This window comes from Brevibacillus fluminis (assembly GCF_052072235.1).
Lineage (GTDB): Bacteria > Bacillota > Bacilli > Brevibacillales > Brevibacillaceae > Brevibacillus_D > Brevibacillus_D fluminis_A.
Genome location: NZ_CM125436.1, coordinates 1,081,433 through 1,094,291, shown reverse-complemented (window position 1 = coordinate 1,094,291; position 12,859 = coordinate 1,081,433). Strand labels below are relative to the sequence as shown.

General features: G+C 55.2%; 10 protein-coding genes. 1 reads left to right on the top strand and 9 read right to left on the bottom strand.

What is annotated here, in order from left to right:
* Positions 1-264: 264 nt before the first annotated feature.
* From ACTID9_RS05715 to ACTID9_RS05680, 8 genes are all read right to left on the bottom strand, one after another.
* Positions 265-489, bottom strand: coding sequence for a hypothetical protein (locus ACTID9_RS05715; RefSeq protein WP_441070282.1), 225 nt, complete (start codon positions 487-489; stop codon positions 265-267).
* Complete coding sequence (locus ACTID9_RS05710; RefSeq protein ID WP_441070281.1) at positions 470-961, bottom strand: dihydrofolate reductase; 492 nt, start codon at positions 959-961, stop codon at positions 470-472. Before ACTID9_RS05710 ends, ACTID9_RS05715 begins: the two co-directional genes overlap by 20 nt.
* A 143-nt stretch (positions 962-1,104) precedes the next feature.
* The gene (locus ACTID9_RS05705) at positions 1,105-1,986 is read right to left on the bottom strand and encodes an AraC family transcriptional regulator (RefSeq protein ID WP_441070280.1); all 882 of its coding nucleotides are present in this window, start codon (positions 1,984-1,986) and stop codon (positions 1,105-1,107) included.
* 142 nt (positions 1,987-2,128) lie between these two features.
* A complete protein-coding gene (locus tag ACTID9_RS05700; protein WP_441070279.1) occupies positions 2,129-3,919 on the bottom strand; it encodes a M3 family oligoendopeptidase in 1,791 nt (596 codons plus the stop codon).
* Between the two features lie 24 nt (positions 3,920-3,943).
* On the bottom strand, positions 3,944-5,668 hold the full coding sequence (locus ACTID9_RS05695) for a methyl-accepting chemotaxis protein (protein WP_441070278.1): 1,725 nt from the start codon (positions 5,666-5,668) through the stop codon (positions 3,944-3,946).
* 50 nt (positions 5,669-5,718) lie between these two features.
* Positions 5,719-6,093, bottom strand: a complete 375-nt coding sequence (locus tag ACTID9_RS05690; protein ID WP_441070277.1) for a hypothetical protein — start codon at positions 6,091-6,093, stop codon at positions 5,719-5,721.
* Between the two features lie 69 nt (positions 6,094-6,162).
* Complete coding sequence (locus ACTID9_RS05685) at positions 6,163-6,825, bottom strand: LysE family translocator (RefSeq protein WP_441070276.1); 663 nt, start codon at positions 6,823-6,825, stop codon at positions 6,163-6,165.
* Positions 6,826-6,829: 4 nt separating this feature from the next.
* Positions 6,830-7,381, bottom strand: a complete 552-nt coding sequence (locus tag ACTID9_RS05680; protein WP_441070275.1) for a cysteine hydrolase family protein — start codon at positions 7,379-7,381, stop codon at positions 6,830-6,832.
* Between the two features lie 139 nt (positions 7,382-7,520).
* Between ACTID9_RS05680 and ACTID9_RS05675 the strand changes: the two genes are divergently transcribed.
* Positions 7,521-8,399 carry a LysR family transcriptional regulator gene (locus tag ACTID9_RS05675; RefSeq protein ID WP_441070274.1) on the top strand — a complete coding sequence of 293 codons (879 nt, stop codon included), beginning with the start codon at positions 7,521-7,523 and terminating at the stop codon, positions 8,397-8,399.
* Between the two features lie 372 nt (positions 8,400-8,771).
* Here ACTID9_RS05675 and ACTID9_RS05670 read toward each other — a convergent pair whose 3' ends face one another.
* Positions 8,772-12,797, bottom strand: coding sequence for a S8 family serine peptidase (locus ACTID9_RS05670; protein WP_441070273.1), 4,026 nt, complete (start codon positions 12,795-12,797; stop codon positions 8,772-8,774).
* Positions 12,798-12,859: the final 62 nt, after the last annotated feature.

Genomic DNA, 12,859 nt, shown 5'->3' with positions numbered 1-12,859 from the left:
GGCTCTTCGGTCAAAGGAAGTTTTTACCGATGCTTATGCTAGAAGTAACGCTGAGGTACTCCGTCTTCCGCTCCAGAATTTATAAGCGCGAGCACTTATTAATACTGATTAGAAAACCTGGCTACGCCATGCTTTTGGCTTACGCTGGTTGACTTATACAGGTCGATCAAACACGCCACATCGGTCTGCACAACACACAAACGGCGAAAACAACAAAAGCAGTCTGCGACGATTCGATGTCGTCACGGACTGCTTTCTTTTTAGTCAATGATACTGGCCGGAAATGTGTTCATCCGTATCTTTCCTCAGTTTGAAGAGGATGACGATTTGCCCCGCTTTCGGTTTCGCCCTCGCCCAAACCAGCTCATCATCAAGCGGCTCGATGCTTTTGACGATACGAGCGAGCGATTTGTTCATGTCTTCCCGCACATGCTTGATCAAGCCTGCCTGCCACAGCGGACATCCCCTCTCATTTTTCCACACGCTCATAGACACGGAACACATAAGCATACGGATTCTCCTCGTCGGTGACCCCCTCTACCGCTGAAACCTCTTTCCACGCTTCCGGATCATACGCAGGAAAGTGCGTATCGCCCTCGAACTCATGATCGATCGTCGTGATGTAGAGCTTGTCGGCAAGCGGCAAAAACAAGCGGTAAATCTCTTCCCCGCCGATCACGAAAGCCTCCTGCTCGCCCCCCACCAGAGCCAGCGCTTCCTGCGCGGTATGCACGATTTCGCAGCCGGTAGCTTCATAGCTTTTGTCCCGGGTCAAAACGATATTTCGCCTGCCTGGCAGAGGCCTGCCGATCGACTCATGGTTTTTTCTGCCCATGATAATCGGGTGCCCCATGGTGACCTCCCGAAAATACACCTGGTCGCGCGGCAGCTTCCAGGGAATATCGTTGTCCTTGCCGATTACACGGTTCTTGTCGAATGCGACAATCATTGACAGTTTCATTAGCGATCCTCCTCTCACATGACGTACGTTCCGCTTTGTTTTCATTTGATTTGATTGTACACGTTTTGGGGCTGGCAAGATATGCCGACCGACAAACTCGATACCAAATCCAGGCTGGCCGCGCCGTAAAGCACGGGTTCAAATCATTCCGCTTTCTGTTTCACAACCGGAATCCAAATCTCGCTTTTGAACACGGGCGAGGTTACGTCTTTTCCCTCATTCCACAATAGCTCCGGTCCTTGTGCCGCCTCATAGCCTGACGAAGGGAACCATTCGGCGTAGATGCGCCCCCACACGTTTTGCAGCGTTTCGGGAAACGGCCCGACCGACTCAAATACCGCCCATGTGCCGGACGCAACCTCAAGCTGTGCCAGATGCTCCGGACACGCTTTGGTTGTAGCCGCCCCGATATAGTGGTCGAGTTCACCCTTTTCTTCCATTCGGCCCTCCGCAAAGTTCGTCGAGGCGCTGATCAGGCCCGACGGCTCGATGTCGGACAGCTGCTTCAGCTGCGCGATCGCGGCCTCGTCGAGCGATTGCCACATGGCGGCGATGTCCGAGTTCACCCCGTTGAAGATGATCGGGACTCTTTTTTTGATCCCGACGATCCGAAATGCGTCTTTTTCAACAATCCGATAGTTCATTTCACTGCCTCCTTTGATGGCGAGCTGAAAGGTCATGGGCGGATACGCTTTGAGCGGACGGCCGCTTGTTCTTGCCATTGCCGGCGTCACATTGTGCAGCTGTTGAAAGGCCCGGGCAAACGAGTCGGCCGAGTTGTAGCCGTATTTGACGGCGATGTCAATCACCCGCAGGCCGGTATGCTGCAGATCGAATGCCGCCAGTGTCAACCGTCTGCGGCGGACATACTCCCCGAGCGTGATGCCGGCTAAAAAGGAAAACATCCGGTTAAAATGATGCTCGGAGCACTGAGCGAGCCTCGCGAGCACGTTCCCCTCGATCTCTCCCGCAAGATTTTCTTCGATATAGCGCATGGCCCGATTCATGTTTGCCAGCGAATCCATGTCCATCCCCCTTTCCTCATCCATAGCGTAGCAGAAGTGAAAGGAACCGATCCGACAGTTCCCGCACCATTTTTGCAGGGTCCTCTGTCAAAGAAAAAGAACACCGGGAAGGCGACTCCTCCGATGCTCTTTTCATTGGATGCTATTCGGTCAGCTGCAGGAACTCTTCGACATCCTGAACCGTCAGCTTGACGGCAGCGCGCCAAAAATCCGGCTTGGTGATGTCGACATCCAGATGCTTCTGCGCCAGCTCTTCGACCGTCATGCGGGCGGTGTCGCGCAAAAGGTCGATGTATTTTTGTTCGAAGGAAGCTCCTTCGGACAGCGCGCGGGCATAAATGCTCAGGCTGAACAAATAGCCGAACGTGTACGGGAAGTTGTAGAACGGATACGTCGTAATGTAGAAATGCAGCTTGGATGCCCAAAAATGCGGATGGTACTCGGACAGCGCGTCGTTGAACGCTTCCTTCTGCGCATCTTCCATCAACTGGTTGAGCTTGGCTTTGCTGACGAGGCCTTTTTTGCGCTCGGCATAAAAGTTTTTTTCAAAAATTACCCGCGCCTGGATGTTCATGAAGAAGGCGACGGTTTGCTGGATTTTGTCCTCGAGGAGCGCGATCTTCTCTTCACGGCTTTCCGCAAGCTTCACGGCCGCATCGGAGACGATCATTTCCGCGAAAGTCGAAGCGGTTTCCGCGACGTTCATCGCATAGCCTTGCACCATTTGCGGCAAGTCGTTCATCACGTGCTGATGGTAGGCATGGCCCAGCTCGTGCGCCAATGTCGACACGTTGGAAGCGTTTCCTGCATAAGTCATGAAAATGCGCGACTGCTTGCTCACCGGGAAGCTGGTGCAGAATCCGCCCGGACGCTTGCCTGCGCGATCCTCCGCCTCGATCCAGCGCTGTTCGAATGCTTTGCGGGCGAAATCCGCCATTTTCGGGCTGAATCGGCCGAACTGCTCGATGATGAAAGCGGCGCCTTCATCATAGCTGACCGTTTTCGTGACTTTGCCGACAGGCGCGGCGACGTCTACCCAGCCGAGCTTGGTCATGCCCAGCAGCTTCGCCTTGCGGTTGAGGTATTGAACCAGCTTGTCTTTGCTTTCATTGATGGCGCTCCACATCGCATCCAGCGTCTGCTCGCTCATCCGGTTGATGTCAAGCGGCTCCTTCATGATCGAATCCCAGCCGCGGTGACGGTACAGATTGAGGCGGAAGCCGCCGAGGTGGTTGAGCGCATGGGCGCACAGATCAGCTTCCTTGCCCCACGCCGCTTCCCATTTCGCAAACATCTCCTGGCGCACCGACATATCAGGGGAATGCATGACGTTGTCCGCTTGCCCGACCGACAGCTGCTTCACTTTGCCGTCCACTTCATGCGGGATGGTGATGCGGCCGACTACCGTGTTGTACAGATCCTGCCATGCATGATAGCCGTCGATAGCCAGATCGTTTGCCAAAATCTCCTGCTCGACCGGCAGCTTTTCCTTCGCGCGGCGGCGGCGTTCATTCAGCGGGAACGCGAGCGGCTTGATCGCTTCGTCTTCCACCAGCTTGTTCCATGCGTCTTCCGACAAGGCGAGCAGCTGCTCTTCCCAGATGTTGATCACTGCGCCAAGCGCAGCCGACAGATTTTTGACCTGTCCGGAAAGCAGCTTGGCATTCTCGTCATGCACGTTCTGCGCTGTCAGACAACTGATAAATGCGCCTGCCTCGCGCAATTGCGCCGAAGTGTTCTGGATCGCGGCCAACAGCTCGCGCCAAACCGGCAGCAAGTCTTGCTCCGCTGCTTCTTTTGCTTTATGTACTTGATCGCCCAACAGACCGATGTTTTTTTCCAGCTGTGTTAAAAAAGCGGCGAATTCGGCTGATTCACTGCCCCCCGGGAAAACGGAGTCCATGTTCCAGACGGGATTGTAGTGCGCTTGCATGAGCATTCCTCCTTTTGGTATCTCTTAGATTTTAAACCGATCGACCACCTCGCGTAAATCCAAAGCCATCTGGTTCAGCGATTCCGCCGATGCGGAGATCTCATCCATCGACTGATTCAGCATTTTTCCGGCATCGTCCACCTGCGCGGCATATGCGGAGGCGTTTTGGGCGATCCCCTCCATCTGCTGGATGCAGGCCGCCACCTCCGACGAGCCGTCCGATAAGCTGGCGGTTACGGCGGTCACTTCCTCGATCTGCAGGCTCACCTGCCGCGATGCCTGCACGATGCTGGAAAAAGCCCCGCCTGCCTCACTCACAGCCAGCTTGCCCAACTGGATTTCCTGCGATACGAACTCCATTTCTTCGCTGGCGCTGAAAGCGGTCTCATTCATTTCCAGCATCAAACGCGAGATTTGCGCGGAAAACAGCTTCGATTGCTCCGCCAGCTTGCGCACCTCATCCGCAACGACGGCAAAGCCCCGGCCGTGCTCGCCTGCCCGCACCGCTTCAATCGCCGCATTCAAGGCGAGCATGTTGGTCTGCGCCGCAATCCCCGCGATTCGCTCCAAAAACTGCGTGATTTCCTGCGAACGCGCATGCAGCTGTGCAATAACCTGTGCGGTACGCGTCGCCGATTGGCCAATCGACTCCATCTGCTGCGCTGCTTTGCCGACCGACTCCGCCCCTCGCTCCGCTTCTTGCGCCGACTGCCGCGAAGTGGTCAGCACGAGCTTTGTCTGTGCATCGATCTGCGTGATGCCGTCCACCAGCTGCGTGATGAAGCGACTGCTCTCTTCTGCCATCTGCACCTGCTGCCTGGCCCCTTCCGCCATCGATTCGATCATCATCGCGACTTCTGCGGACGCCTCTGCCGATTGTTCGACGGTCGTCTCCAGCTCCTGGGAAGCGCCTGACACTTGCAGGGCGCTGTCGTTTACCTGGTGGACGATCTCGCGCAGATTGGCAATCATCTCACCATAATGGCGGGTCAGCTCGCCGATCTCATCATTCGATTTAGCGATGAGCTGCTCGCGCAAATCGCCGGTCGCTACCGTGCGGGTAGACTGGCTCAATCGTTTTAGCGGATTGGTGACGGATCGGATGATCAAATAGAGGATAACGGTAAACAAGAGAAGCAGCAAGATGGCGAGTATGAGAATCGAAGGCATTTGCTCCTGTGTTACAGCCGACACGATCTCCTGAATCTTGTCCGCAGGCATATCGATACAGAAGACGCCGATCACTTTCCCTTCCTTATCGATGATCGGAGAGCCTGCCGTCAGGAAGTCGCCGTACTTTTCATCATGCATGATTTCCGTACTTTCGCTGTTTCCCTTGAGAACGGATGTCACAAAAGAAGCAGGCGTCACATCGGTTGTCTCCCCGATCGGCGAGGCGACATCCGAACCATTGGGCTGCCCATCGACGAGCAAAACCGGCTTTCCTTCCGAATTGAGCCCCATCGTATACACATAAAGCGCACCCGTTTGCTGACGGAATTGATTCAGCTGATTGCGCAGCTGCCAATAGGTTTGGCTCTCGCTCATTTCCTGCAAAAACGTCGCATACGCGTCGGCATCGAACTGCTTGCTCAGATGGGCACTCAAATCTTTACTGTAATTTTCCACGGTCCGTTGTGCTGCATTGGCGTTGCTTTTCATGATGGCATACACGTTAACCGCCATCAGAATGGTCATCATCGCTAGAATGGATACGATCAATTTCATCGCCAAACTTTTTCTCTTCACGAACAAACCCCCGCCATTCGATTTTTTGGTAGTAAGCAAACGCGGCCCCATCATGCATGTAAATAGAAAAAAAGCCAAAGGGGAAGGGCAATCCCGCTTTGGTTCTCACAGTCACTGCTATTCTTTTCAAGCAATTCGCATGCCAATCGAATATTTCGCAAAAAGAACCGAAATTCGCTTTTTTCCAAATTTACATTATGCAATACTGGATAATTCCTGCAATCTTGCATACTCAGATTCATTTTTTTCCAGCAAAGGTCCTCGACTTCATTTTCCATATTTGCAGCATGAAACTTTCGCACCAGTTGCGGGATGGCTTCGAGCGGGGCAACGCCCAAAACACGAGTGCGATGCCACTGACCGCCGCGCCCAGCAGCGAAACTACGCCCCAACCGGTCTTTCATCGAGCATTCGGCAGCTGTCATCCTTACCTTGCTCGACTGAGCGGAAAAAAACTGCCATAGACGATTGCACCCCATGACAGCTTGATGAAATTATGCCCCTGGCAAAAACGTATGGACGACACCCGCGAATTTGGACGACACGGTAGAATAACCGATCCAGCAGCCGTACCCGATCAAGACAATGCCGGATGCCACGGAGATGAACCGCAGTCCGGCTGGCTTCACGAATGATTTGCCCAGTGACGACAGCCCTGCGACAAACAGGTTCGCGATCGCGATCCCGATAAAAATGAAAACGAGTAACACCGAAGGCGTGATCGTCTGCGACTGACTACCGCTGGGCAGCGAGCTGTAAATACCAGCCCAGAACACCAGGTTCAGCGGATTGGCAATCGCCAGAAGAAAGCCTGTCACAAAAGATCGCTTCTCCTTCCGGTGGCCCGCCTCACTTGCCGCAGAGACCGTATCTATCTGCGGCGGTTTGGTGCGAGCATTTTGGATGCCGATCATTATCAGCATCAATGCACCGATGACACCAAACACAAGCTGGGCAAGATCGGCGGCGAGGTACGTGCCCACGCCGACGTAGACGATGCTGAGAATGAGGAAATCGGCTGTCATGCCGCCAATCCCGACCAGCCATGAGGACAAGAAGCCTTTCGTCACGCCTCGCTTGATCAGCTCGATGTTGACCGGCCCGATCGAGATCGCCAGCGTGACGCCGAAAATCAAATATTGCAGCAGCAGCCCCATGTCTTTACCCTTCCAGCAATTCCAGAATGCCTTTCGTATCGATGACGGTAGCGAATTCCTCGTGCAGGCTGACCAGCGCCAGGCGATGGATGTCTTCTGCCGCATGCTGTTTTCCGTCAAAGCTGACTCGCTCAAAAGTGGCCGTCGCGTCAGACACGATGTACGGGGTGAAGCCGAGATTTTTTGCCATCCGGGTTGTCGTGGAAACGCAATGATCGGTTGTCAGCCCGACGATGACCAGCGTCTCGATCCCCGCTTCCCGCAGATGGCGTTCGAGGTCGGTCCCGATAAACGCGCTGTTCACATTTTTCACCATGACCGGCTCACCGGGGAGCGGCGCGACGATGTCTTTGATATCACGGCCGGGATGATGCGGCAAGGAAGGGTTGCTGATATGCTGGATGTGAATGACCGGACGATTCGTCTCTCTCCATCTGTGCAGCAATGTCGCCATATTTTCTTCCGCGTGCGGATTGTTTCGGTTTCCTAACGACGGATCGTCGAAATGGTTTTGCACATCGATCAAGAGCAAACCGGTATTGGCTGTGAGTTTCATCTATATTCCTCCTGTTTGTGGTGAAGGCGGCTTGCTTCGCGCTACCTCCTTGCTACGATCATATGGTAGAATAAAGCATTCGTAAAATTGAATTAACTGAAACTAACATTCAGTTTTTCTGAATAACCTACCGAACGGAGTGAGTCCTATCGAAATCCGTCAATTCCAATCGTTTAAAGCGGTTGTCGACCTGAACAGCTTCACGAAGGCAGCCAATGCCCTTCAATATTCGCAGGCTTCGATCACCTCGCATATTCAGCAGCTGGAAGAGGAGCTGGGCGTTCCCTTGTTCGACCGGTTGGGCAAACAGATTCAGTTGACGGCGGCCGGGCAAGAGCTGTACCAGTACGTCGTCGAGCTTTTGACGTCCTATGCCAAAATCAAGCATATTTCCGCCACAGACGAGACGCTGAAAGGCGAGATTCGCATCGGGGCGTCCGAAACGATGACCGTCTACAAGCTGGGGGCCGTGCTCGCCGCGTATAAAAAACGGTACCCGGATGTCACCTTTTCTTTGGTCGATGACTACTGCCAGCAGCTGCGCGAACGGCTTCATACCGGTGAGCTGGACTTTGCGATCACGCTGGAGCCGAAAGTCAGCGACCCTCAGCTCACGACAGAAGTCATCGCCGAGGTACCGCTGGTCTTCATTGGCGAAAAGAACCATTCGTTTCAATCGATCGATGACATCAAGGACGAGTGCATCATTTTCAGCGAGGGAAACTGCGCGCTGCGGCGATTTTTCCAGGGGTATTTGACGGAAAAAGGCATTCCGACCGGCAACTACCTGGAGTTCAGCAGCATGGAGGCGATGAAGCGATGCGTGGCCAGCGGTTTGGGGATCAGCCTGATGCCTTCCATCAGCGTGAATGCGCTCGTTTTGGAGCAACAGCTGAAGGTCATCGAGCCCGCTGCTGATGATGATCTGCTGTTTTTTGGGCAGATTTCTTATCATAAAAACAAATGGCTGTCGAAGGCTCATTTGAAGTTTTTGGAGATGGTGTTGACGGGGGCATAATCGGGGAAGCGCGTTGTACGCTGCTGCTCGGGAGGATTTTTGCAAGAAAGTTCCACGAAAGGCATGACTATGCCTGCTGGGGGTCGGGGTGAACGGCTTTCCCCCAAAAATGAAAACTGCGCCCCAATGCCACACGCTGCGCGGCGGGAGTATCTCAGGGGGGTATGTGGCGCAAAAGCGTTTTCATTTTTGGGCGAAAGCCTGGCTGGCATTGTCAGAGCCTTTCGTTCCACTTTCTTGCAAAAATCCTGTGTGGCTGCTTGGCAAAGCGCTTTTCTTCGATTATTTGGGATGGGATGGGAACGATTTTGAAAGAAAAAGCAGGATGCCTTTTTTGGGCAGCCTGCTTTTTTCATATGTGCGTTGCTCTTTTTACTCCTCTTGTTTGATCGCTAGTTCGGCTTTCCGTTCATACGGAAAGCTGAGCGACCAGAGGAGGGTGTATTCGGTTGGTTCTGTCACGTCTGGGAGGTCGTAGTGGTATTCGGTCCAGTTTTCCATTTGCTTCACAGAATCTAATTTTTCTCCGTCTTTTTGCAGCTGGATGCGCGGGTAAATTTCGTTGGACTCGATGGTCTGATACGCCCCTGCTTGCCAGTCATAGCGCAGGATGGCGGTTTGGCCGTTTTCGTTCTTCACGACTCGCTGGCGCACGATTTGGCCCCGGCTTGTTTTTTGGCTCTGCTTGCTTTGGCTGGCTTCCGGTGAGTTGAACATGGCGGTGATCTTGTTGCCGTGGTCGTCGGTCACATCGATGGACACGCCCAGCGTATCTCCGTTATGGTACGTCTCTTTGTCTGTTGCCAACGAGAGCGTCGGCTCGGTTGTTTTGTCAAACTGGATCACGTACCCGTCATCCGTCGGCGCGAGCGCTGGACTCCATTGGATCGTCACGCTGTTGCCATCGATTTGTTCTGTGCGCGAAATGTCCATCGGGAGCGCCTTGATCATCTCTTCGGACATGTACAGCTCGGCGTCGCCTTTCATCAGAACGAGGATTGTCCCTGACCCGAAACCGAACGGATGCTCGATGTCGTAGGTAAAGCTAAGGGTGTATTCTTCCTTTTGACTCGGCATGTCGATCGCGATTTTTTTCAGCTGGCTGTAGTCCGGCTCGGCATCGATCTGATACTCGCCGCCGTCCACCTCGATCGTGTCCTCGAAAAAGTAAGGCTTGTCCGCATCCAGATTGCCGAGTGTCACCTGATAGGTTCCCGGCTGCAGCCAGAAGTAGCCGTCTGCGCCCGCTTCTTCCATGAACGGCAGCGCTTTTTCCCCCCGCTTGATGCCAAGGATGAAGTCCGAATCGGACCCGAGCGATACTTTGGTCAGCCCCGCTTCCTTGCTCGATAGATCGATGCTGACAGCGGAATCTGTGACGCGAATCGTCTGCTCGGAAAACAGCGGAATATGCTCCTTCGTCAGTGCCGCCAGTTGGAAGCGGTATGTTTTGCCCGTTGCCACATCCTCGAGCTTGAAATGAAGCGGCTCGCCTTCCTTTGTTCCATTCCCGCCGAACAGATCGCCATAATAAGGCTCTTCCGCTACGAGGTTGCCCGTCTTGTCGTCATACACGCGCAGCAGCGCTTGCGAAAAGCCGACGCCCTCGGGATCGGTGTAGCTCACATCCACCATGCTGCTGGCACGCTTCAGCAAAATGTCCCGCACGCCGAGCGTCTGCGGCCTGACCGCAAACGGATACCCGGTGAAATCGAGGCTAAGCTTGTAACGGCCGCTGGTGAGCGCAGGATCGTCCGGCACGATGAACGGCCGCGATTGTGCACCCGTCCAAACTTCCTTGCCCTCTTGATCCGTGATTTTCACCTGCGGCGTGATTTCCTGTACGGCAGGCTGTTCGCCTGTCGCAGCAGCCCTTGGCAGCAAAAGCTGACCGGACACGCCGTTTGGCTTCACCGGGGCACCCGCCGCATTTTGCTCCGCGAGGCCGAGCACGCCGAGCATATGCCTGTCATTGTAGCGAAGCGTATAGTCGAGATCCAGCCAGTCGCCGGGTTTCACGGTCTCGACGTCAGCATCTTGGTCATCCGTCTGTGCCTTTGCCCGGGCAAGCAGCGAGATGCTTTTCGTTTCCGTCCAGTCTAGCGGCTTGTCTGCTTTCAGCTCGTAATAGTACCGTTTTTTGCCTACGGTTTGCCCAAAGCTGACGCTGTAGTTCGCAAGCTCTTCGGCGGGCGTGACCAAAATCGGCTGCTTCGCCTTGAAGTACACGCCATATTGGTTCAGCGCAAGCTTGCTCTCCGGCGTCCAGATCCCGCCATTCGCTCCTTTTGGAAGCGTAAAGCGGACAGGAACCGCCTTGTCCAGATCGAACGTCAGCTTCTGTGCCTCATCGGCTACCGTGACGTCTTGCTCGACATAGTAGTTTTGGCCGGAAGCGGCATGGCGCAACGCGTATGCCGTATACGTCCCATCCGGCAGATGGATGTCGAACTGCCCTTTTTGGTTCGGCTCGAACAGCAATTCGATCGGCTCCGCCTCCATTCCGGCCGCGTGCGGCACGAGCACGAGGGATGTGTCGGCTAACGGCTGGGCCTTGCCGTTTGACAGGACGTTGACCGACAGCGGATGGGTTTCGCCAAATGCGAGCGCCACGTCATTTTGGCTGCCCACATCAGACAGTCGCTGGTAAAACGTAAACGGATTGCCTGTATCCCAATCAAAGTAGTTGGCTACGACTACGTACTGCTCGTCCGGGTTGCGCACCGATTTGGGCAGGTAGCAATACCCTTGTTCGTTGGCAAAATAGCGGGCGACCTCTTCGTAGCCTTTGCCCGGTCCGTCTGTGCTGTAGAGCACAACCTGCGCACCGTCAGCCGGTCTGCCTTCTGCATCGGTGACGGTCACGCGCAAGCCGCCGTCTGCGCCCTGATGAACCGTGACCGGCCAGCTGAGTTCCTCGCCGACTGTGCGAGCATGCGCATCATACGCCTGCAGACGCAGCGTTTGCTTGCCTGTGCCAAGCGAACCGCTATCGATGCGCCCGCTGATTTTGCCGCCTTCAACCGGCAAGGTGACCAGCTCATGGCCAGCATTGTCGGCAATCCGCACCGATACCGCCTCCCGGTTGATGACCGCCGCCTCGATGGCGAACGTCCCCCACAGATCGCTGCTGCGGCCAGGTGACACAACTCGCATTACAGGTGTGGCGTCATAAGCGAGCGCTTTGTCCACCTGCAGCAGCCCATGCCCGGTCGTGGCATCGACGCCCGGCTTGCCGAGATCCGCTGCGGTTTGCTCCAGGGCAGCCCTGATTTCTTCCGGCCCCCAGCTCGGATGGGTCATCTTGACCAATGCGGCAGCTGCGGCCACATGCGGCGTCGCCATCGAGGTACCGTCATACGAATCGTATTCCCCGCCTGGCACCGTGCTCAAAATGTTTTCGCCGGGCGCAGCCACATCAATCGGGCTGCCGTAATTGCTGAAATACGAGGGCTGGTTCTGCTTGTCGACAGACGCGACCGTCACAACGTCCGCAAACGATGCCGGCGCATAGCCTTCCGCATCGTCGGTTTCATTGCCCGCCGCTACGATGACAAGCACGCCTTTTTGCGTCGCGTTGTGAATCGATTCTTCCAGCAGACGGCTTCTTCCCAAGCCGCCGAGACTCATATTGATGATATCGGCGCCCAGTTCGACCGCCTTGTCCACACCCTGGGCGATTTGCAGCGCCGTGCCTTCGCCCTTGTCATCGAGCACCTTGATCGGCAAGATGCGAACGTTCGCCGAGCCGGCTACGCCCGTGACGCCTATGCCGTTATTGGCGACTGCGGCGATCGTACCGGAGACGTGCGTGCCGTGTCCGTCGTCATCAAACGTGTTCGTGTTGCCTGCGACGGTGTTGTAGCCGTTCGCAAGCACGCGCCCCGCCAGATCGGGATGGCTCGCGTCCACCCCGGTGTCCACGACGGCAACCGTCACCTGCCCCATTTTCCGCCCTTGCCAAGAGGCGAGCGTATCCCAGGCTTGCGGCGCATCGATTGCCCGAAGCCCCCACAAATCGTCATAGTGCGGATCGTCGACAACCGATGAGCCTGCACCGCCGCCGGATGATCCGGAAGCATGGTAAATATAGTTGGGCTCCACGAACGCGACGTCCGGATCTTTGGCGATCGTCGCTGCCGTCTCTTCCATCGTGTCTGCATCCGTTTTCAGCAAAACGGTCTTTCCGTCGATGCTCGTGGTGCGGGATGCTGCGTGCAGCGCGTGAATTTGCTGCTTTTTTGGCTGTTTATATCGAACGATCAGCTCTCCGTCTGCTGCCTTTGGAGAAGCTGCCTTCCTCGGAGCCGCCTGCGCGGCGGGTACCGGTGAAATGCCGGTCACCAACAGTGCGGTGATCAAAGATCCAAGAAAAAAGGAATGACCTCGCTTCATCATGCTGCCACACACCTTACCAAAATTTTAGTTCCATTCTGGTATGGTAACGAATTTGGAATAGT

Coding starts and splice junctions, on each gene's coding strand:
- ACTID9_RS05715 (WP_441070282.1), bottom strand. CDS start 489: ATGAGCGTGTGGAAAAATGAGAGGGGATGTCCGCTGTGGCAGGCAGGC.
- ACTID9_RS05680 (WP_441070275.1), bottom strand. CDS start 7,381: ATGAAACTCACAGCCAATACCGGTTTGCTCTTGATCGATGTGCAAAAC.
- ACTID9_RS05710 (WP_441070281.1), bottom strand. CDS start 961: ATGAAACTGTCAATGATTGTCGCATTCGACAAGAACCGTGTAATCGGC.
- ACTID9_RS05685 (WP_441070276.1), bottom strand. CDS start 6,825: ATGGGGCTGCTGCTGCAATATTTGATTTTCGGCGTCACGCTGGCGATC.
- ACTID9_RS05670 (WP_441070273.1), bottom strand. CDS start 12,797: ATGATGAAGCGAGGTCATTCCTTTTTTCTTGGATCTTTGATCACCGCA.
- ACTID9_RS05705 (WP_441070280.1), bottom strand. CDS start 1,986: ATGGATTCGCTGGCAAACATGAATCGGGCCATGCGCTATATCGAAGAA.
- ACTID9_RS05700 (WP_441070279.1), bottom strand. CDS start 3,919: ATGCAAGCGCACTACAATCCCGTCTGGAACATGGACTCCGTTTTCCCG.
- ACTID9_RS05690 (WP_441070277.1), bottom strand. CDS start 6,093: ATGACAGCTGCCGAATGCTCGATGAAAGACCGGTTGGGGCGTAGTTTC.